The organism is Sediminivirga luteola (genome assembly GCF_014639315.1).
Classification (GTDB): Bacteria; Actinomycetota; Actinomycetes; order Actinomycetales; family Brevibacteriaceae; genus Sediminivirga; species Sediminivirga luteola.
Window position 1 is genome coordinate 144,074 of sequence record NZ_BMFY01000003.1, and the last position, 19,305, is coordinate 163,378.

General features: G+C 70.1%; 20 protein-coding genes. 10 read left to right on the plus strand and 10 right to left on the minus strand.

Going from position 1 to position 19,305, the window contains the following annotated elements; all coding sequences use genetic code 11:
* The first annotated feature begins 18 nt into the window (after positions 1-18).
* The 6 genes from IEW13_RS04090 to IEW13_RS04115 all read left to right on the plus strand — a co-directional run bounded on the left by IEW13_RS04090 (position 19) and on the right by IEW13_RS04115 (position 6,212).
* The gene (locus tag IEW13_RS04090) at positions 19-933 is read left to right on the plus strand and encodes a F0F1 ATP synthase subunit gamma (protein ID WP_188549663.1); all 915 of its coding nucleotides are present in this window, start codon (positions 19-21) and stop codon (positions 931-933) included.
* Between the two features lie 48 nt (positions 934-981).
* Complete coding sequence (gene atpD / locus IEW13_RS04095; RefSeq protein ID WP_188549664.1) at positions 982-2,436, plus strand: F0F1 ATP synthase subunit beta; 1,455 nt, start codon at positions 982-984, stop codon at positions 2,434-2,436.
* Positions 2,437-2,439: 3 nt separating this feature from the next.
* A complete protein-coding gene (locus tag IEW13_RS04100) occupies positions 2,440-2,706 on the plus strand; it encodes a F0F1 ATP synthase subunit epsilon (RefSeq protein ID WP_188549665.1) in 267 nt (88 codons plus the stop codon).
* Between the two features lie 67 nt (positions 2,707-2,773).
* Positions 2,774-3,211 (plus strand): DUF2550 domain-containing protein, encoded by a 438-nt coding sequence (locus tag IEW13_RS04105; protein WP_188549666.1) that lies wholly within the window; start codon positions 2,774-2,776, stop codon positions 3,209-3,211.
* A 54-nt stretch (positions 3,212-3,265) separates the two neighbouring features.
* Positions 3,266-4,597 carry a UDP-N-acetylglucosamine 1-carboxyvinyltransferase gene (gene murA / locus IEW13_RS04110; RefSeq protein ID WP_188549667.1) on the plus strand — a complete coding sequence of 444 codons (1,332 nt, stop codon included), beginning with the start codon at positions 3,266-3,268 and terminating at the stop codon, positions 4,595-4,597.
* 145 nt (positions 4,598-4,742) lie between these two features.
* Positions 4,743-6,212 (plus strand): coiled-coil domain-containing protein, encoded by a 1,470-nt coding sequence (locus IEW13_RS04115; RefSeq protein WP_188549668.1) that lies wholly within the window; start codon positions 4,743-4,745, stop codon positions 6,210-6,212.
* A gap of 82 nt (positions 6,213-6,294) precedes the next feature.
* On the opposite strand, the gene IEW13_RS04120 is transcribed toward IEW13_RS04115, so the two are convergent.
* Positions 6,295-6,606, minus strand: coding sequence for an Rv1322 family protein (locus IEW13_RS04120; protein ID WP_229744923.1), 312 nt, complete (start codon positions 6,604-6,606; stop codon positions 6,295-6,297).
* Between the two features lie 41 nt (positions 6,607-6,647).
* Here IEW13_RS04120 and nucS point away from each other — a divergent pair, with 41 nt between their 5' ends.
* From nucS to IEW13_RS04140, 4 genes are all read left to right on the plus strand, one after another.
* On the plus strand, positions 6,648-7,343 hold the full coding sequence (gene nucS / locus IEW13_RS04125) for an endonuclease NucS (protein ID WP_188549669.1): 696 nt from the start codon (positions 6,648-6,650) through the stop codon (positions 7,341-7,343).
* Between the two features lie 149 nt (positions 7,344-7,492).
* Positions 7,493-8,677, plus strand: a complete 1,185-nt coding sequence (locus IEW13_RS04130) for an acetyl-CoA C-acetyltransferase (protein ID WP_188549670.1) — start codon at positions 7,493-7,495, stop codon at positions 8,675-8,677.
* Between the two features lie 49 nt (positions 8,678-8,726).
* Positions 8,727-9,044, plus strand: coding sequence for a thiamine-binding protein (locus IEW13_RS04135; RefSeq protein WP_188549671.1), 318 nt, complete (start codon positions 8,727-8,729; stop codon positions 9,042-9,044).
* Between the two features lie 12 nt (positions 9,045-9,056).
* Positions 9,057-9,542 (plus strand): hypothetical protein, encoded by a 486-nt coding sequence (locus IEW13_RS04140; protein WP_188549672.1) that lies wholly within the window; start codon positions 9,057-9,059, stop codon positions 9,540-9,542.
* Positions 9,543-9,776: 234 nt separating this feature from the next.
* Here IEW13_RS04140 and IEW13_RS04145 read toward each other — a convergent pair whose 3' ends face one another.
* The 9 genes from IEW13_RS04145 to IEW13_RS04185 form a co-directional block, all read right to left on the minus strand.
* The gene (locus tag IEW13_RS04145) at positions 9,777-11,258 is read right to left on the minus strand and encodes a DHA2 family efflux MFS transporter permease subunit (RefSeq protein WP_188549673.1); all 1,482 of its coding nucleotides are present in this window, start codon (positions 11,256-11,258) and stop codon (positions 9,777-9,779) included.
* A 155-nt stretch (positions 11,259-11,413) separates the two neighbouring features.
* Positions 11,414-12,175 (minus strand): ABC transporter permease, encoded by a 762-nt coding sequence (locus IEW13_RS04150; RefSeq protein WP_229744924.1) that lies wholly within the window; start codon positions 12,173-12,175, stop codon positions 11,414-11,416.
* Positions 12,175-12,924 (minus strand): ABC transporter permease, encoded by a 750-nt coding sequence (locus IEW13_RS04155; protein WP_188549674.1) that lies wholly within the window; start codon positions 12,922-12,924, stop codon positions 12,175-12,177. Before IEW13_RS04155 ends, IEW13_RS04150 begins: the two co-directional genes overlap by 1 nt.
* The gene (locus tag IEW13_RS04160; protein ID WP_188549675.1) at positions 12,921-13,829 is read right to left on the minus strand and encodes an ABC transporter ATP-binding protein; all 909 of its coding nucleotides are present in this window, start codon (positions 13,827-13,829) and stop codon (positions 12,921-12,923) included. The genes IEW13_RS04155 and IEW13_RS04160 overlap by 4 nt, the downstream gene beginning before the upstream one ends.
* 172 nt (positions 13,830-14,001) lie before the next feature.
* Positions 14,002-14,715, minus strand: coding sequence for a response regulator (locus tag IEW13_RS04165; protein WP_188549676.1), 714 nt, complete (start codon positions 14,713-14,715; stop codon positions 14,002-14,004).
* Positions 14,712-15,950, minus strand: coding sequence for a sensor histidine kinase (locus IEW13_RS04170; protein WP_188549677.1), 1,239 nt, complete (start codon positions 15,948-15,950; stop codon positions 14,712-14,714). Before IEW13_RS04170 ends, IEW13_RS04165 begins: the two co-directional genes overlap by 4 nt.
* A 38-nt stretch (positions 15,951-15,988) precedes the next feature.
* Positions 15,989-16,654 (minus strand): DUF6320 domain-containing protein, encoded by a 666-nt coding sequence (locus tag IEW13_RS04175; RefSeq protein WP_188549678.1) that lies wholly within the window; start codon positions 16,652-16,654, stop codon positions 15,989-15,991.
* Entirely contained in the window at positions 16,651-18,096 is a 1,446-nt protein-coding gene (locus IEW13_RS04180) for an alcohol acetyltransferase (protein ID WP_188549679.1), read from the minus strand. Before IEW13_RS04180 ends, IEW13_RS04175 begins: the two co-directional genes overlap by 4 nt.
* Complete coding sequence (locus tag IEW13_RS04185) at positions 18,093-19,049, minus strand: alpha/beta hydrolase (protein ID WP_229744925.1); 957 nt, start codon at positions 19,047-19,049, stop codon at positions 18,093-18,095. Before IEW13_RS04185 ends, IEW13_RS04180 begins: the two co-directional genes overlap by 4 nt.
* Positions 19,050-19,305 lie beyond the last annotated feature (256 nt).

Genomic DNA, 19,305 nt, shown 5'->3' on the forward strand with positions numbered 1-19,305 from the left:
CAAAGGAAGTAGGGAGACATGGGAGCACAGCAGAGGGTCTTCCGGCAGAAGATCCGCTCCACCCAGTCGCTACGGAAGATTTTCAAGGCGATGGAGCTCATCGCCGCCTCGCGGATCCAGAAGGCCATCGGTCGGGTGCGGGCTGCCGGACCGTACTCCTCGGCCCTCACCCGTGCGGTGTCCGCCGTGGCCACGCACTCGGACGTGGAGCACACGCTGACCTCGGAGCCGGAGACCATCCGGCGCTCGGCAGTGGTCGTGATCTCCGCGGACTCCGGGTTCGCCGGCGCCTACGCCTCCAATGTCGTCCGCGAGGCGGAGGAACTGGTGTCGCTGCTGCGGGAGTCCGGCAAGGAGCCGGTGCTGTACGCGGTCGGCCGCAAGGCCGTCACGTACTACACCTTCCGCGAGCGGGCGCTGAAGAACAGCTGGGAGGGTTTCAGCGAGACGCCCACCCCCGAGGATGCGCGCCGAATCGGCGAGGCACTGCTGGCGGACTTCGGCACCGACGCGGACGACGGCGGCATCGACGAGATCTACCTCGTCTACACCCGGTTCGTGAACACCGTGACGCAGCGGCCGGAGTACCTCCGCCTGCTCCCGCTGGAGATCGTCGACGAGGAGGAGGCGGAGTCGGCCCCGCAGATCGAGGCCTTCCCGCTCTACGAGTTCGAGCCGGACCCGGAGTCCGTGCTGGACGCCCTGCTACCGCGCTACGTCGACTCCCGGATCTTCACCGCCCTGCTGGGTGCGGCCGCCTCCTACCAGGCGGCCAAGCAGACCGCGATGAAGACCGCGACCGACAACGCGGACGATCTGATCAAGCGCTACACGCGCCTGGCAAACACGGCGCGCCAGGCTGAGATCACCCAGGAACTGACAGAGATCGTCGGCGGCGCCGATGCTCTGGCCGCATCGGCGAGCGCCGACTAGCGAACGCGGCCGCTCCACTTCCGCTCAAGAAGCACGAGAAAGAGAACCATGACTGCCACCGCAAGCGAAACCACCGCTGTCCGGCCGGCTTCGGTCGGCCGCATCGCCCGAGTCATCGGCCCCGTCGTCGACGTCGAATTCCCGCTCGACGCGGTGCCGGCGATCTACAACGCCCTGCACACCGAGGTGAAGCTCTCCGAGGGCACCCGGCGGCTGACCTTCGAGGTCGCCCTGCACCTCGGCAACGGCATCGTCCGCACCGTCTCGCTGCAGCCCACCGACGGCCTGGTCCGCGGTCAGGAAGTCGTGGACACCGGTGAGTCCATCACCGTGCCGGTCGGCGACGTGACCAAGGGCCACGTCTTCAACACCGTCGGCGATGTGCTCAACCTGGCCGAGGGCGAGACCCTCGAGGTCACCGAGCGCTGGCCGATCCACCGCGATGCCCCCAACTTCGATCAGCTGGAGTCCAAGACCCAGATGTTCGAGACCGGCATCAAGGTCATCGACCTGCTCACCCCGTACGTGCAGGGCGGCAAGATCGGCCTGTTCGGCGGCGCGGGCGTGGGCAAGACCGTGCTGATCCAGGAGATGATCTACCGCGTGGCCAATGACCACGACGGCGTCTCCGTGTTCGCCGGAGTCGGCGAGCGCACCCGTGAGGGCAACGACCTGATCAACGAGATGGACGAGTCCGGCGTGCTGGGCTCCACCGCCCTCGTGTTCGGCCAGATGGACGAGCCGCCGGGCACCCGTCTGCGGGTGGCGCTGTCCGCGCTGACCATGGCGGAGTACTTCCGCGATGTGCAGAACCAGGACGTGCTGCTGTTCATCGACAACATCTTCCGCTTCACCCAGGCCGGCTCCGAGGTCTCCACCCTGCTGGGCCGCATGCCCTCCGCGGTGGGCTACCAGCCGAACCTGGCCGACGAGATGGGCCTGCTCCAGGAGCGGATCACCTCGACGCGCGGCAACTCGATCACCTCGCTGCAGGCGATCTACGTGCCCGCCGACGACTACACCGACCCGGCGCCGGCGACCACCTTCGCCCACCTGGACGCCACCACCGAGCTCTCCCGCGACATCGCCTCGCGCGGCCTGTACCCCGCGGTGGACCCGCTGGCGTCCAGCTCGCGCATCCTGGACCCGCTGTACGTGGGTCAGGAGCACTACGATGTGGCGACCCGCGTGAAGCAGATCCTGCAGAAGAACAAGGAACTGCAGGACATCATCGCGATCCTCGGCGTCGACGAGCTCTCCGAAGAGGACAAGCTCGTGGTGAGCCGTGCCCGCCGCATCGAGCAGTTCCTCTCCCAGAACACCTACATGGCGGAGAAGTTCACCCAGGTGCCCGGTTCCACCGTGCCGCTGACGGACACCATCGAGGGCTTCAAGAAGATCTGCGACGGCGAGCTCGATCACATCGCCGAGCAGGCGTTCTTCAACGTGGGCGGCCTCGAGGACGTCTACCGCAACTGGGACAAGATCCAGAAGGAGTCCTGATCCATGGCTGAGAACCTGCTCCAGGTGGAGGTTGTCGCCGCCGACGCCGAGGTGTGGTCGGGCCAGGCCCGCCGGGTCGTCGCCCGCACCTCGGAGGGCGAGATCGGCATCCTTCCCAGGCATGAGCCGGTGCTCGGCGTGATCGCCGGCGGCGAGGTGCGTATCATCACCTCAGAGGGCGAGGAGATCAGGGCGAACGCCGACGGCGGCTTCCTGTCCGTCGATCAAGACCACGTCGCGATCGTCGCGGACCGGGCCCAGCTGGTCTGAGCGCCCTCACGCGGTCCGTTCACGCACGTCCATACGGGGTGGCCAAGCATTGACAGCATTCGTGATCGTGCTCCTGTCAGTGCTTGGCCTCGCTGTTTTACTGGTCACGGTGTTCGTCTTCCGCAGGCGCAACCTCGCCCGCTCGGCCAGCAGCTTCGACTGCTCGCTGCTGGTGGGCGAGGGGCACATCGCGGCGCGCCGCCGGCACTGGCGGCTCGGGGTCGCGGTCTACGCGGAGAACTCCCTGGACTGGTACCCGGTGTTCTCACTCGGCCGGCGCCCGGCGCACACGTTCCCGCGGCAGGCCCTGGAGATCACCGGGCGGCGAGAGCCGGACGAGGAGGAACGCTACGCGACGCTCCCGGAGTCGGTGATCGTCGACGTGGCCTTCCGGGGCGCCGGCACGGTCCATCTGGCGATGGCTGCCGATGCCTGCACGGGACTGTCCTCGTGGCTGGAAGCGGCGCCACCGGGGCATAACGATCGGATGGGCCGCTTCACCTAGCGGTACCGGGCAGACCGGCCCGGGGAGATATCGGGCAGACACTGTGGAGGCACTGTGGAGGCATTCCGGATCCAGGGCGGTGACCGCCTTAAGGGGACCGTCTCGGTCCCGGGCGCCAAGAACAGCGTGCTCAAGCTGATGGCCGCGGCGCTGCTGGCCGAGGGCACCACCGTGCTGCGCAACGTCCCGGAGATCCTGGACGTGCGCATCATGTGCGAGCTGCTGCGCCGGCTCGGCTGCGGCATCGACTACGACCCGGCCGCCGGACGGGTGGCCATCGACGTCCCCGCCGAGATCGGCCACCGCGCCGACTACGAGCTGGTGCGCGCCATGCGCGCTTCGATCTGCGTGCTGGGGCCGCTGACCACGCGGCTGGGCGCCGCCCACGTGGCCCTTCCCGGCGGCGATGCGATCGGGTCCCGCGGCCTGGACATGCATCAGGCGGGGCTGGAGGCGCTGGGCGCCACCGTGCGGCTGGATCACGGCTACTTCATCGCCGAGGCGCCGGAGGGGCTGCGCGGCACGGAAGTCCGCCTGGAGTTCCCCTCCGTCGGCGCGACCGAGAACCTGCTGATGGCAGCGACCCTTGCTCGGGGCACTACCGTGATCGACAACGTCGCGCGCGAACCCGAGATCGTCGACCTGTGCACGATGCTTGCCCGGATGGGCGCTCGCATCGAGGGGATCGGCTCCTCCACTCTCAGCGTCACCGGCGTCGAACGGCTGTCCGCCGTGGAGCACCGGGTGGTGGGGGACCGCATCGTCGCGGGCACCTGGGCGTTCGCGGCAGCCGTGACCGGCGGCGATGTGACCGTGGAGGGCGTCGACCCGGCCATCATGACCACCGTCCTGGAGAAGCTGGAGCTGGCCGGCTGCCGGATCAGCACCGGCGAGGGCGAGACGTTCCGCGTCGAGGGACCTGAGCGGCCCCACGCGATCCGTGTCGCGACCCTGCCGTACCCGGGTTTCCCGACGGATCTGCAGCCGTTCGTGGTGACGCTCAACGCCGTCTCGGACGGCCTGGGCATGCTGACGGAGAACCTGTTCGAGGCGCGCTGGCGGTTCGTCCGCGAGCTGGCCCGCCTCGGTGCGCAGGTGAGCATCGACGGCAGGCACGCCGTCATCACCGGCGTGGGGGAGCTCTCCGGGGCACCGGTGGAGGCCAGCGACATCCGCGCCGGCGCTGCCCTGGTCATCGCCGGCATCGTGGCCTCAGGCATCACCGAGGTGACCGGCGTGGACCACATCGACCGGGGCTATGAACGGTTCGCCGAGCGGTTGCGCGCCCTGGGCGCCCGGATCGAGCGGGTGGCCTACGAACAGCGGTCCCTGGAGGAACTGGCGGACCTGGCAGACGGCGGCGGCCGGGAGGGCACGTCGTCGTGACCGGACCGCGGGACGGGTAATGACAACAAGGTCACTGTCCGCTGCCAGGTTCTCTCCCCTAGAATGACCTCAACAGGTCACCGCCGCTTCCCATGACGGGCGGTGCGAGAAGCACACACCCGGCGAACCGATGGAGAGAGTCACTGTGTCAGTAACCGAAGAGTTCCGCACTGCCATGCGCGGCTACGAGAAGTCCGAGGTCGATTCGCGGATCAACCAGCTGCGGGGAGAGATCCAGGCGCTCAAGAAGTCGCTCACCGACGCGCGCGCGCAGGTGGTCGCGGCCGACCGGGCGAAACTCCAGGTCGCCGGGGAGCTCTCCGAGGCGAGACAGAAGCTCAAGAAGCTCTCCAGCAACGAGAAGGACCGGGGCGCGCCGGGCTCACGCATCGATCACCTGCTCAAGATCGCGGAGGCACAGGCGCGGGAGACGCTCTCCCAGGCCACGTCCGACGCCGAGACGATCCGGAACAACGCGCGGGCCGAGGCCGCCCAGCAGCGTTCGGAGGCGCAGAACGAGTGCCACGAGCTGCTCAACTCGGCTCGCTCGGAAGCCGACGCCATCAAGTCCTCGGCGGAACTGCGTGCCCGGGAAGCGGTGGCCGCCGCGGAGAAGCGGGCCAAGGAGATCCGCGAGACCGCCGAGCGGGAGGCCGCGCAGGCCACTACCGGCGCCGAGGCGCAGGCCAAGGAGACCCTGGAGTCCGCTGAGCGCGAAGCCGCGCAGACCACCGCCCGCGCCGAGGCCGAGGCAGCCAAGATCATCGGCGACGCCAAGAAGCAGGCCGAGGAGATCCTCAGCGCCGCGAAACAGCGCGAAGAGGAGCTGCGCAAGGCCGCCGACGCTCAGGACGTGGAACTGGCGGAGAAGCGCCGGGTCTCGGAGGAGGAGCTCAAGGCGGCGCACGACGAGGCGGTCGCGAAGAACCGCGAGCTGGTGGAGCAGGCGCAGGCCCGTGCCCAGAAGGCCGACGCCGAGGCGCAGGAAGCGGCCAAGCGCGCCGAGACCCTGCACGAGGAGGCCGTGGCCAAGGCCGACGAGATCATCGAGGACGGCCGGAAGCGGGCCCAGGAGATCATCACCGAGGCGCGCCGCACGGCTGAGGCGTCGATCGAGGAGGCCCGCGCCGAGGCTCGCCGCAACATCGCCGAGGCGCAGGCGCAGGTGGAGCTGCTGACGAACCAGCGCAAGACGATCACCGCGCAGCTGGACCAGCTGCGCAGCATGTTCGTCGCCCCGGCGAACCTGCTTGCCCAGTCCGCCGGCGATGCCGGGGACCAGGTGGACGAGGACGAGTCCGGCAGCCAGGAGACCCAGCGGATCGAGCTGGAGGACCTGGAGGACGACGACCTCCCGGAGGCCGAGGGCGAAGCCGGGACACCGGAGGACGACCAGCCCGCCGAGCAGGCCGAGGCGGACGAGGAACCTGCTGCCGAGGCTGTGGAACCGGCGGAGGACGTGGAAGAGGCCGAGCCGGGGGAGGATACTGCCGGCGAGGCCGATGGGTCCGAGGAGGCCGAGCCGGCTGAGGAGCAGGACGATGAGCCGACTCAGGAGCTCACGCCGCCTCAGCCGGGCCGTGCTCCGCGGCTGACGGCCGACAAGAAGGGCTGAGCGGCGCCGCTCGCCTCGAACGGACGCTGACTGAACGGCGGCGCTGGTTCACCGACGGCGCTGGTTCACCGACGGCGCTGGTTCACCGACGGCGCTGGCGCGAGGCGAAGCACGCCTTGTGCCAGTGCCGTCTGTTCTCCACCCCGGTCGTCCCGAACGGGCCGTCGTCCAGCCAGGCCACGATATGCGCGCTGGCGGCGCTGACGTCCTGCCGGCAGCCGGGGCACGTGTAGACGCGGCCTGAATCGTTGGGCCGCACCTCCTGCACGATCCAGCCGCCGTCCGGGGCCTCCTGATAGCGCCGCATCCCGGCCAGCGACTCCTCCAGCGGTCGGGCTCCGGTGCCCTGGCGCTGCCACTTGCTGGCGCGGCGCGATGACGATGAACGGGGCATGCGCCGACTTTCTCACAGCCGTATCGGTAGACTCTCCTGACGTGCGACTCGTCATTGCCCAGTGCACGGTGGATTACGCCGGCCGCCTCACCGCCCATCTCCCGCTCGCAGAGCGGCTGCTCATCCTCAAGCAGGACGGCAGCGTCCTGGTCCACTCGGACGGGGGCTCCTACAAGCCGCTGAACTGGATGAGCCCGCCGTGCCGGATGGAGGAGTCCGAGCCGACTCCCACGCAGGCCGATGCCGGCATCGAACGGATCTGGACCGTCCGGCACACCAAGACGGACGACACCCTGGAGGTGTCGATCTACCGCATCCTGCACGACTCCGAACACGACCTGGGCGTGGATCCCGGCCTGGAGAAGGACGGGGTGGAGGCCCACCTGCAGAAGTTGCTCGCCGAGCACATCGAGGTCCTCGGGCCGGGCTACTCGCTCGTGCGCCGGGAATACATGACCGCCATCGGACCGGTGGACATCCTGGCCAGGGACGCCCAGAACGCGAGCGTCGCGGTGGAGATCAAGCGCCGCGGGGAGATCGACGGGGTGGAGCAGCTGACCCGTTACCTGGAGCTGATGAACCGCGACCCGCTGCTGGCGCCGGTGCGCGGCGTCTTCGCGGCGCAGGAGATCAAACCGCAGGCGCGCACCCTCGCCGAGGACCGAGGCATCGAGTGCCTGGTGGTGGACTACGACGCGCTGCGCGGGATGGACGATCCGAGCACGCGGCTGTTCTGAGCCGTGGGAGCGGCGGTCCGCGTCCCGGGGTCCCGTATCGCCGGACCTTGGCTGGCGGTAGGGTGGTGGCTGGAGAAGCCCCGCCGGCTGGTGCCGGTGCCGGGCCCGTAGGATCCTAAGCAAGCTCTCAACGAGGAGGCAGGAAGATCATGCCTGAAGCCGTCATCGTCTCCGGTGCCCGTACGCCGTTCGGCAAGCTGCAGGGAGCCGTGTCCTCGCAGACCGCGGCGGAACTCGGCGCCGTCGCGATCCGGGGTGCCCTGGAGAAGATCAGTCTCGACCCGGCTGCGGTGGAACACGTCATCATGGGCCAGGTTCTCCAGGCCGGTCTCGGTCAGGGACCGGCCCGGCAGGCCGCGCACCTGGCAGGCATCCCGCTGTCCGTCCCGGCGATCACGATCAACAAACTGTGCCTGTCCGGCATCAACGCCATCGTCCAGGCGGCGATGCTGGTCCGCGCCGGCGAACATGAGGTCGTCGTCGCCGGCGGTCAGGAGTCGATGTCGCAGGCGCCGCACCTGCTGCCGAAGTCCCGCGCCGGATTCAAGTACGGCAACGTCACGATGCTCGACCACATGGCCTACGACGGTCTGTGGGACTACTTCACCGACCAGGCGATGGGCGCGCTCACCGAGGACGCCAACTCGAACGGCGACGCCTTCGGCCGCCGGGAGCAGGACGAGTTCGCAGCCGCCTCCCACCAGCGTGCGGCCGCCGCCTGGTCCGAGGGCAGGTTCGCCGACGAGGTCGTGCCGGTGACGGTCCGCACCCGCAAGGGCGAGGTCACGGTGAGCCAGGATGAGGGCGTCCGCGCCGACACCTCTGCCGAGACGCTGAGCTCGCTGCGGCCGGCGTTCGCCAAGGACGGGCTGATCACGCCGGGCAACTCCTCGCCGATCTCGGACGGCGCCGCCGCCGTGATCGTGATGTCCAGGGCCAAGGCCGAAGAGCTCGGCCTGACGGTGCTGGCGGAGATCGGGGCGCACGGCTGGACCGCCGGCCCGGATTCGACGCTGCAGCACCAGCCCGCCGTGTCGATCGAGACCGCGCTGAACCGCGAGGGCCTCAGCCCGCAGGATCTGGACGTCGTGGAGATCAACGAGGCCTTCGCCGCGGTCGGGCTGTCCTCGGCCAAGCAGCTGGGCCTGCCGCACGAGAAGGTCAACGTCAACGGCGGGGCGATCGCGGTGGGACATCCCATCGGCGCCTCCGGCGCGCGGATCGTGCTGCACCTGGCGCTCGAACTCGGCCGCCGGGGCGGTGGCGTCGGCGCGGCCGCGCTATGCGGCGGCGGCGGCCAGGGCGAGGCCCTGGTGCTGCGCGTGCCGAGCTGATCCGCACTCCCCACCAGCGAAGCTGAAGCCGATTTCGAAGGAGCTCGTCATGCTCGTCGCATTCTCCGTCGCCCCGTCCGGCACCGGCCGCGAGGACGGCTCGGTGCACGATGCCGTCGCCGCCGCCGTGAAGGTGGTCCGCGACTCGGGCCTGCCGTGCAGGACCTCCGCCATGTTCACGGAGGTCGAGGGGCCCGACTGGGACACCGTCATGGACGTCGTCAAGCGGGCCACCGAGGCCGTGCTGCCGTTCGGCTCGCGTGTCTCACTCGTCATCAAGGCCGATATCCGCCCCGGCTACGAGGGCGAGCTGGACGGCAAGATCGCCAGGCTCGAGCACGCGCTCGAGGCCGGCGACGACGCCTGAGCACATCCGGCGATGAGCGACCGGAGCCGTTCAGGCCGGCCGAAGAGCGTCTCCGGTCTGCTCGCCCTCGGGGTGGCAGCGGCCGCGAACCTGATCGCCGGTTTCGTCGCGCGCGTCTGGCTCGCGGAACAGGGTCAGGAAGACTTCTTCGGGGAGGGCTTCTTCGACGGGCCCCCGCTCCTGTTCCTGGCGCTCATGCTGGCGATCAGCGGCATCGGGGTGTGCGTCCTGGTGTACAGGTCCGGGAAGGCGCCCGGCGTCGCGTTCAGCCGCAAGCGGTTCGTCGCCCTCGTCTTCGCCTGGATCGTGCCGCTGAGCATCATCGCGATTCTCGGGCTCGTCGGCATCGACCCCTATGGGCACTGGCAGCTCTCACTGGTGGCGCTGAGCATTCCGTTCCTGGTGCTCTCCATGATCGTCGCGCTGCCGTTCCTGCCGATCGTGCCCCGGTTGCTGCAGGCGGCCGGAGTGGGCGAGGGCGCGGAGCGCACCGACTGAGAGGTTCCACGGGTAGCGCACAGTGGGCGGCCGGGGACCTGGGCTCGCGCCGCACCGCGCTGGCGGTGCACAGAACACCACGTACATGACAGAACCACACCGTAGACGGTGGTGTTCTGTCACTACGCGGTTGTTTTGTCACCACGCGATCGCTCGCCGGGCGGCGATTCGACTGAGAGCACTGGCTGAGCGCCAGTGGGCCCGGCAGCGCGGATAGCGCTGCCGGGCACCGCCTCAGTGCGACGCCGGGGCCGGGGAATCCTCGCGGACCCGGGTGATGAACGGGGTCAGGACGACCGCCACGAGGGAGGCGCACGCCCCGACCGTGAACGCCGCCTGCAGACCTGAGACCAGGGCTTCGGCCTCATCGGCGCCGGAGGCCAGCGCGTTGTTCTGCGCGATCGTCATCACCGCGATGAACGCCGCCGTGCCGGCGGCCGCCGCGAGCTGCTGGACGGTGCCGATCGTGGCGCTGCCGTAGGACTGCAGCTTGGGCGGCAGCACGCCCAGGCCGGAGCCGAACATCGGGGTGAGCATGCACGCCAGGGAGACGCTCATGGCGATGTGGCCGGCCAGCAGCATCCAGACCGGGGTGCCGGCGTCGACGAAGGTCAGCAGCCACATCACGATGCTCAGCGCCACCGCGCCCGGGACCACTAGGGGACGCGGTCCGATGGCATCGAAGATCCGCCCGATCACGGGACCGAGCAGGCCCATCGCCAGTCCGCCGGGGAGCAGCAGCAGGCCCGTGGTGAGCGGGTCGATCTGCAGCACGCGCTGCAGGTAGAGCGGCAGCAGGATGACGGTGCCGAACAGGCTGCCCATCGCGATCGTGCTCACCGCCGCGGCGAGCGCGAAGTTCCGGTGGGTGAAGGTCCGCAGGTCCAGCAGCGCCGAATCGCGGCGCTGCAGGTGCAGCTGGCGCCAGCCGAAGACCAGCAGGAACATCACGCCGCCGATGATGCCGGTCAGCGGCAGGGTCATGGGGGCGTCGTGCACCTCGGCGATGGAGCTCAGGCCGAACACGAGGCCGCCGAAGCCGAGCGCGGAGAGCAGCACCGAGAGCAGATCGAGCGGGATGTCGCGGGTCTCGGAGACGTTCTTCAGGTTCTTCCAGCCGAGGAACAGCATGAACAGCGCCACCGGCAGTACCACGCCGAACATCCACCGCCAGGACGCCAGGCTCAAGATGGCCCCGGAGATGGTGGGGCCGATGGCCGGTGCCACGGCGATCACGATGGAGATCCGGCCCATCATGCGCCCGCGCTGGTTGAACGGCACCAGCTGCAGCACCGTCGTCATCAGCAGCGGCATCATGGCCGCGGTCCCGCATGCCTGGATGATCCGCCCGATCAGCAGGACAGTGAAGCCTGGTGCGACCATGCACAGCAGGGTGCCCGCGCTGAAGACGCTCATCGCGCTGATGAACATCTGACGGGTGGTGACGCGCTGGAGCAGGAAGCCGGTCGTGGGGATCACGATGGCCATCGTGAGCATGAACGCGGTGGAGAGCCACTGCGCGGTGGCGGCCGTGACGTGGAGGTCCTCCATCAGCTCTGAGATCGCCACGCTCATGATCGTCTCGTTGAGGATCACCGTGAAGGCGGCGAAGAGCAGCAGCCAGATCGCCTGAGAGGCGGTGCGGGACAGGCCGCCGGGCGCTTCGGCGCTGATCCCCGACGAAGCGGAAGAGGGCGCACTGGGGTTCTGTCGCATGATCGTCCCTGGGGGAGAAGGAGTGAAGGATGTCCGGCTGCGAGGATCCGCCTGTACCGCGAAGGCGCGCAGCCTCACTATGCTACCGGAGCGCCGCCGCGTGCGGCGACCAGTCGTCCGTGACCTTCACCATACCCAGCAGCTCACCGAGCCGTTCAGGTGCGGGTGTCCCTCCGGTCGAGGATCGCGGCGGCTCCCGCGATGGTCACGAGGGACAGCAGTGCCGTGGCCGCCAGCAGCGAGCCCACCGTCGCACCGGCGATCTCACCGCCGTCGGCGAATGTGCCCGTCCCCAGTTGCGTCGCCCGGGTGGCGAGGGCGTACGGGCTGAGGAACACGATGGGGCCGATCTCGGCGAGGAGGAGCACGGTGGAGGCGCCGGCGCCCAGGAACGCCACCGCCACAGGCGCGGCGAAGGACCGCAGCAGCATCGAGAGTCCGGACTGCAGCGCCGCCAGGGGAACGGTGGCGAGCATGATGACCCCGCTGATGAGGAGATAGCGGGCCGGCAGCATGCCCGGCAGCGCGAACACGGCCTTTCCCGCCACCGTGACGCACAGCAGCATGACCAGCTGCATCGCCATCGCCAGGGCGGCGATCACGGCCGTCTTCGCGGCGACCAGGCGCAGGCTGGAGACCGGTGTGCTCATCAGCGCGTTCCAGTTGCCGCCGCGATGCTCGGCCCGCCACACCAGCGAGCCTAAGACCGCCACGCCGATGGCGAGCGGGAAGAGGCCGTAGAAGACGACCGAACGCAGCCAGACGGTATGCCATCCGTCCGCGGGTTGTTGCCCCGCGACGAGGGAGCTCAGCGCACCGGCCAGGACCATCGCGGCCGGCAGCAGCACCACGACGGTCCAGCTCAGGGACCGGGCGAGCTTGGCGAACTCCGCGGCGATCATGCTCATGAGTGTCATCAGGACGCCTCCCGGCGGTCGAAACGAGTGGTGAACACGGCGAAGAGGACGCCGCCGAGCACCGCGAGCGCGGCGATGCTGGCGTAGCCGGGAACGAACGTCACCAGCTCCCCGTCCCGGTACCCGGCGGCGGTGGCCAGCGCGTAGTAGCCCCAGGGCGTCAGATGGGCCAGCAGCGGAGGCAATCCGGTGGCGAAGACGGCCAGCAGGGTTCCCAGCACGCCGATGCCGAGTCCCGCCAGCTGGTTCTCCACCCGGGCGGAGATGAGGATGTGCAGGCCGAGCAGGACGAGGTTGACCACCGCCACGGCGCCGGCGTAACCCCACCACAGTGCCAGGGGAGGCGGGCCTGGCACCGCCAGGGCGATGCCGGCCAGGAGCACCAGACCCGCCTCAGCGGCGGTGACGGCGCACACGACGGCGCCCAGGACCGCGAGCTTGGCACGGCACAGGCCGCCCCGCGTGGCACCGGAGGTCTGGAACAGCAGCCAGCCGTTGCCGTGGTGCTCGATGTCGACCTGACGGCTGGCCAGCACGGCCAGCAGCAGGGGAGAGGTGAGCGGCACCGCGAGTGACATCCCCGCCAGCAGCGCCGCCCAGGAGCGCGTGCCGGGGTCACTGAAATCAGGGCTGCTGAGCGCAGACAGCACGGCGAGCGCGGTCACCCCGACGACCATGACCAGCACGATGATGCCGGTGCGAAGCCGGCGCATCTTGGCGATCTCGGCGCGGATCAGCGCGACGCTCACAGGCCGCCACCTCCGGTGAGGTCCATGAAGACGTCCTCGAGCGACTGCTCCTGGCGGCGCACCTCATAGATGCCGAGGCCGGCTCGCACCAGATGGGAGACGACCTGCGCGGTGGCGTCCGGGCTGAGGCCGCAAAGCCGCAGCAGGCCCTCGTCGATCCGGGCGTCGTGCTGCCCGCTCAGAAGCGCTTGCGCCCGCTGCGGATCAGCGGTGCCGATGAGCACATCGGGCGTGGCGGCGGCGAAGAGCTCGGCGCGCGTTCCCTGGAACAACAGGCGGCCGCCGGCCAGGATGCCCAGGGTGGTGGCGGTCTTGTCGATCTCGCCGAGCAGGTGGCTGGAGACCATCACCGTCACGCCGCCGTCGGCCAGGTGCCGCAGCAGCCGGCGGATCTCCTCGATGCCCGCCGGGTCGAGCCCGTTGGTGGGCTCATCGAGGATCAGCAGCTTCGGCTGGCGGGCCAGGGCCATCGCGATGCCGAGACGCTGCTTCATGCCGAGCGAGTACTCCCGGACCTTCTTGTCCATCTGGTCCTGCATCCGCACGGTCCGGACGGCGAGGTCGATCTGACGCTGCTCGAGATCCAGCATCCGCCGGACGAGCCCTATGTTCTCCGCGCCGGTGAGATGCCCGTATCCGGGCGGCGATTCGATGAGCGAGCCGATCCGGCCCAGCAGCCGGCGCCGGGTGGCGCGGGTCATCGGCTCGCCCAGCACCCGGACCTGCCCGCTGCTGGGGCGGATCAGGGAGAGCAGCATCTTCATGGTGGTGGACTTCCCGGAGCCGTTGGGTCCCAGGAAGCCGTACACGCATCCCTCCGGGACACGCAGGTTGAGATCCTCCACGACGGCGCGTTCGCCGTAGCGCTTGGTGAGGTGGTCCGTGGTGACGATGTATGAGGACATGCCTCCACCGTCCCGGAACGGAGGCGGCGAATCGTCCGGCCGCGGGATGATCTTCGCTATGCCTTTGCGGCGGTATCCGCGCCGGCGGCTATGCCTGAAGGCATACCCGGCGGCGCTCGATCGGCGCCGGTCGATGCACGCCGATCGACGACCGGTCGATGTCCGCCGGTCGTCAGCGGGGAGGCTCGCGCGGTGTGACCAGACCGGATTCGTAGGCGAACACCACGGCCTGGACGCGGTCCCGCAGGCCGAGCTTGCGCAGCACGCTCCCCACGTGGATCTTGACGGTGCCCTCGGCCAGGCCCAGCCGGCCGGCAATCTCGGCGTTGGACATCCCGCCTGCGATGAGGCCCAGCACCTCCCGTTCGCGGGCGGTGAGTCCGGCCAGCGCCTCCGTCCCGGCGTCGTCGCGCCGGTCGCCGGGAGCGCCGGAGGCGACGCCGGGCAGCGCGGTGAAATGCTCCAGCAGCCGGCGGGTGGTGCTGGGGGCGACGACGGCGTCCCCGGCGTGCACATGGCGGATGGCCTGGGTGATCTCCTCTACGCCGGCGTCCTTGAGCATGAAGCCCGCGGCGCCCGCGCGCAACGCCTGATAGGCGTATTCGTCCAGGTCGAAGGTGGTGAGGATGAGCACCTGCGGGGCGGGGGAGGTCTCTGGTCCCTCTGCGGCCGCGCGGATGCGGCGGGTGGCTTCCACGCCGTCCATCCGGGGCATCCGCACGTCCATGACGATGACGTCCACGGCGGTCCCGGCGAGCATCGCGAGCGCGGTGTCGCCGTCATCGGCTTCGGCGACGACCTCGATATCCGGCTGGGACTCCAGTACCATCCGGAAGCCGGTACGGATCAGTTCCTGGTCGTCGACGAGGGCCACGCGGATGCTCATGAGCGCGCTCCCAGGGGGATGCTCGCCACGACCTCGAAACCACCGCCGGGACGCGGTCCGGCGCGCAGCGTCCCGTCGCAGGCGGCGACTCGTTCGCGCATTCCGGCGATGCCGTGCCCGTCGCCGGGCGGGCCGGAGCGGGACATTCCGCGGCCGTCATCGGCGATCCGGACCTCGATCGCCTCACCCCGGCAGCACAGCGTCACTTCGGCCCGCGCTCCCGGTCCGGCGTGCCTGCGCACGTTCGTCAGCGCCTCCTGGGTCACGCGGTACAGGGCCAGCCCGATGCCGGGCGGCACGGGGGAGGCGTCGCCGTCCCGGGTCAGGGTCACCGGCAGGCCCGCCCGGCGCGAGGCGTCCACCAGCGCGCCGAGCTGTGCCAGACCCGGTTGCGGTGCCCGGACGGCGTCCTCGTCACCGCGCAGCAATCCGAGCAGGCGCCGCATCTCCGTGAGCGCCTCGTGTCCGGTCCGCCGGACCTGCACCATCGTGTCGCGGGCGCGTTCGGGCTCGCTGAGCGCCTTCGCCGATGCGCCGTCGGCCAGGACCACGATGACGCTGAGGTTGTGGGAGACGATGTCGTGGATCTCCCGGGCGATCCTCTCCCGCTCCTCGGCGGCGGCGATGGCGGCGAGGGTCTCGCGTTCGCGTTCCAGCTGCCGGGCGCGCTCGCGCACCGCTTCGATACGCTCCCGGCGCACCCGGCTCAGTGCTCCCCAGGTCCAGGCCCACAGCACCGTGACCGCCAGGACGGCGGCTTCGCCGGGACTCAGATGACCGGCGCGCAAGAACGGGGCGACGGCAAAGCCGAGCCAGAGCAGGACGGCGGCCGCCGCGGCGGCGGCGAGCGCCGGGCGGCAACGGGCGGCCACCGCGTACAGGGCGAAGACCAGCATGATGTTCGCCGGCAGCAGACCGATCCCGGCCAGCGACTGCAGCAGCGAGGCACCGAGCGCGACGCCCAGCACCGTCAGCGGCGTGCGGCGGCGCAGCAGCGGGTACGGCAGGCACATGAGCAGGCACAGCAGCACCGCCGCGCTGAACAGGACGGCGCCCTGAGGCCGGTACTCGAGCGTCAGCGGCAGCGTGTAGGCGAACACCGATGCAGCGATGACGCTATCCAGGATCCACGGTCGCCGTGCCGTCCACGTGCCCCGCCGGTTCACGGGGCGTTCGGCGTGCCCGGAGCGTTCCGGGGCGCCAGCGGCGTCGGGGGCGGGACGTGTGGTGCTCACGTTCTGTGACCCTACCGCCCGCGCATCGCCGACGGGCGTCACAGGTGCAGGCGCTTGGCGAGTTCGTGCCGCATCTCAGGACCGCGGGCCAGCAGGAAGAGCGCCAGCACGACGCAGCTCAGGGCCCCGCAGATCGCCGAGGGGAGCGGGCTGCGGACCCAGTCGAGGGCCAGGAACACGAGCGGGACGAGGCCCAGCACCACCGTCAGCGCGCTGTACAGGATGTGCTCGCCCACCTCGATGCGCATCACCCGCACTGTGACGGCCAGGGCGATCACCGAGCAGGCGCACACGATCGGCACCGCGTACGCCAGCGACCAGCCGTGCCAGCCGGTCAGATAGTCCCAGTACACGCAGACCAGGCCGGTCAGGACGACCAGGTAGACGGTGCCCTTGGCCACGTTGCGGCGGGTGCCGACGGCCATCAGGACCACCAGCCACATCGACCCCACGCCGAGGATCACCGAGCGCAGCACGCCGATCCCGGCCGGGTCGCGGCCGAAGAGCAGCTGGACGGCGAACGACACCAGGACCACGGCGATCGAGGCGAGGGCGAGCATCCGCAGCACCCGCCGCCGGGAGAACCGCAGCGGCACGACCGGGAACGGGCCTGGCGCGGCCTGGCCGGTGAGCGCGGTGGCGCACAGCGGGCATCGGGTCCACGGGCCCTCGACGTCGACGCCGCACGCCGAGCAGTGCCTCATCGCCGGCTCTCCTTGAGCTCGTCCTCGGTCACCTGGGCCGCGGCGACGGTCACGTCGACGCCCCTGGAGGTCAGCGTCCGGGCGAACTCCCGGATGTGGTCCGTCTGCGTGAACGGCGAGGTGAAGCTGATCGTGAGCAGGCCGGCGTGTGACATGGCGCAGAACTGCGGCCGCACGGCGGAGACGTGGAAGAGCATGCGGCGCACATGCGAGTCGGCCGGCTCCGGGAGGGTCACGCGGCCCAGATTGGACACCGCGACAGTCAGCCGCCGGTTGCTGATCCAGTTGATCAGGCGCAGAAGCACGTCCTTCACCGGGCGGGGGACGATCCGCAGCACGGGCATCCGCTCGAAGCGGATGAGCCGACGCAGGCTCTTCTCCAGCGCCTCCGGGGTGGCTTTCGGGCGGAACCTGCGTTCGAGCTCCCGGCTGACCGGGCCCGGATCGGCTGCGTCCGGGGTGGTCTCGTCGTAGGTGTGCGCCACCCGCACGATGGCGAAGAAGTTGCGCGGCGAGGTGGAGGGGAAGAACTGGCGGAGGTTCACCGGCACGGAGGCCACCAGCGTGCGTGCTCTGCCCAGGCCCGGCGAGGACAGCCGGATGGATTCGAAGAACACCGCCGTGAGGTACATGGTGAGGGAGACTCCCTCGGCCCGGGCCAGTTGGAGCGCCTGATCCGCGGGCATGGTCAGCTCGACCGTGCGGGGGCGGTTGTCCGGCGTACGGGTGCCGGTGACCCGGTAGACCTTGGTTCTGGGCTTCCGCCTGGGATTCCGCGGCCTGTCAGCGGGCACGGGCGCTGGTCGCCGGGCCCCGGCATCGGCGTCCGCACCGGCAGGTTCCTGTCGCCGGCGCCGCCGAAAGTAGTGTGTGAAGCTGTCGGTGGTCAGCTCGTGCACCGTCTGGACCAGGTCCTCCGTGTGCGGATTCCCGGCAGAGGCGGAGCCGGGACCTCCGGCGGCGGGGGCGTCGGACGGGTCGTCGTTCTGCGCCGGTACCTGGCCTGGCCCGGGCACCTGCCGCGGGTGCCGCAACCGGACGTAGGCCTCGACCATGTCGCTGAGGAACCACAGCGCCCCGGTGCCGTCGGAGAGGGCGTGGAAGAGCTCGAGGATGATCCGCCTGCGGTGGTGCATCACCCGGAACAGCAGTTCGCGCCGGTCGGGCCGGTAGATCGGCGCGCAGGTGTGCTGGTCCTCGAGGGTCACGCAGGGGCGGAGGTCGCTGTCCTGCAGGTAGTGCCAGAACACGCCGCGGCGCAGGACCGCGTGGTACAGCCGGTATCGCTCGTACGTCGCGTCCAGCGCCTGCTGCAACAGCCCGGGATCGACCTCGTGGTCCAGCTCCGCGCTGATGCGGAACACCTTCGGGTCGATGTCGTTGCGGGCGGCCAGGAAGATGTTGGAGGCGTTGTCGAGCCGCACCCAGGCCCGCCGGGTCATGCCGTTCCCTCCTGCCGGCCGGCGGTCGCGCCGCCGTCGAGGAACTCGTTGATCACCTCGTAGGCCTCCCGGAGAGAACGGGAGAAGCGGGGCAGCACGATGAAGCCGTGCAGCGCCCCTTCGACCCGGTGGATCCGTACCGCGTTCCCTGCTTCCTGAAGGGCGCGGCCGTAGGCTTCCCCCTCATCGCACAGCAGGTCGAGTTCCGCCGTCACGACCAGGGTCTCCGGCTGGCCGGAGAGGTCCTCGGCCAGGAGCGGGGCGACGAGCCGGTCGCGCCGCTGCTCCGGGTCCGGGACGTACAACTCGAAGTAGTCCTGCACCTCCGTGTTGGTCAGCCGGTAACCTTCGCCGTGGTGGCGCACGGAGGGGAACGGCGATGTGGCGGGGTCGTGGTCCCAGTGGGTCACGGGGTAGAACAGGATCTGCCGGTTCGCGCCGCGCTGGCCGCGTTCCCGCAGCAGCAGGGAGACGGCCGCGGCGAGGTTGGCTCCGGCGGAGTCGCCGATGAGGACGACCTCGCCGGTCTCGCCTGCTCCGGCGCGTTGCGGGTCCTCCAGCACTAGCCGGGCCATCCGGTAGCAGTCCTCCAGACCGGCGGGGAAGGGGTGCTCCGGCGCCAGCCGGTAGTCGACGGAGACCACGACGCAGCCGGTGAGGTCCGCCATCGTCGTGCACGCGGGGGTGTAGCTCTCGATGTCGCCGGTGACCCAGCCGCCGCCGTGGAAGAAGAGCAGCAGATCGTCGCGCTTCCTCTCCTTCGGCTGGAAGACCCGGACCGGTACCTGGTGGTCGCCGTCGCCGGGGAGGGTCTGCCAGTTCCCGGCACGGTACCGGGGCACCGGAAGCGCCGCCAGCTGCCGCTGCATGCGCCGGACCTTCTCATAGTCCTCCCGCATATTCACCCTGGGCGCGGCGAAGAGCCTCAGCACCGCCCGTACGAACCGGTTCACCGGGGCGCAGTGAGCACGGCGGGCATGGCGGATGCCGGGGCGGACTCGTTCATGGCACCAAGCCTAGCGTTCATGCCCGGCGATGTGCTGCCGATGCACCGTGCTGCTCTGGATTCGGCGGGTCCCGCGGACGGTTCCGCGCGGCTCCCCGCATCGAACGCATGTTCGATATGCTGCTCGTACGGTTCGTCTCCGAAGGAGGGCACAGCATGAGCACGATGAGCACGACGGGCGCAGACCGCCCGTCCGGGGAGTA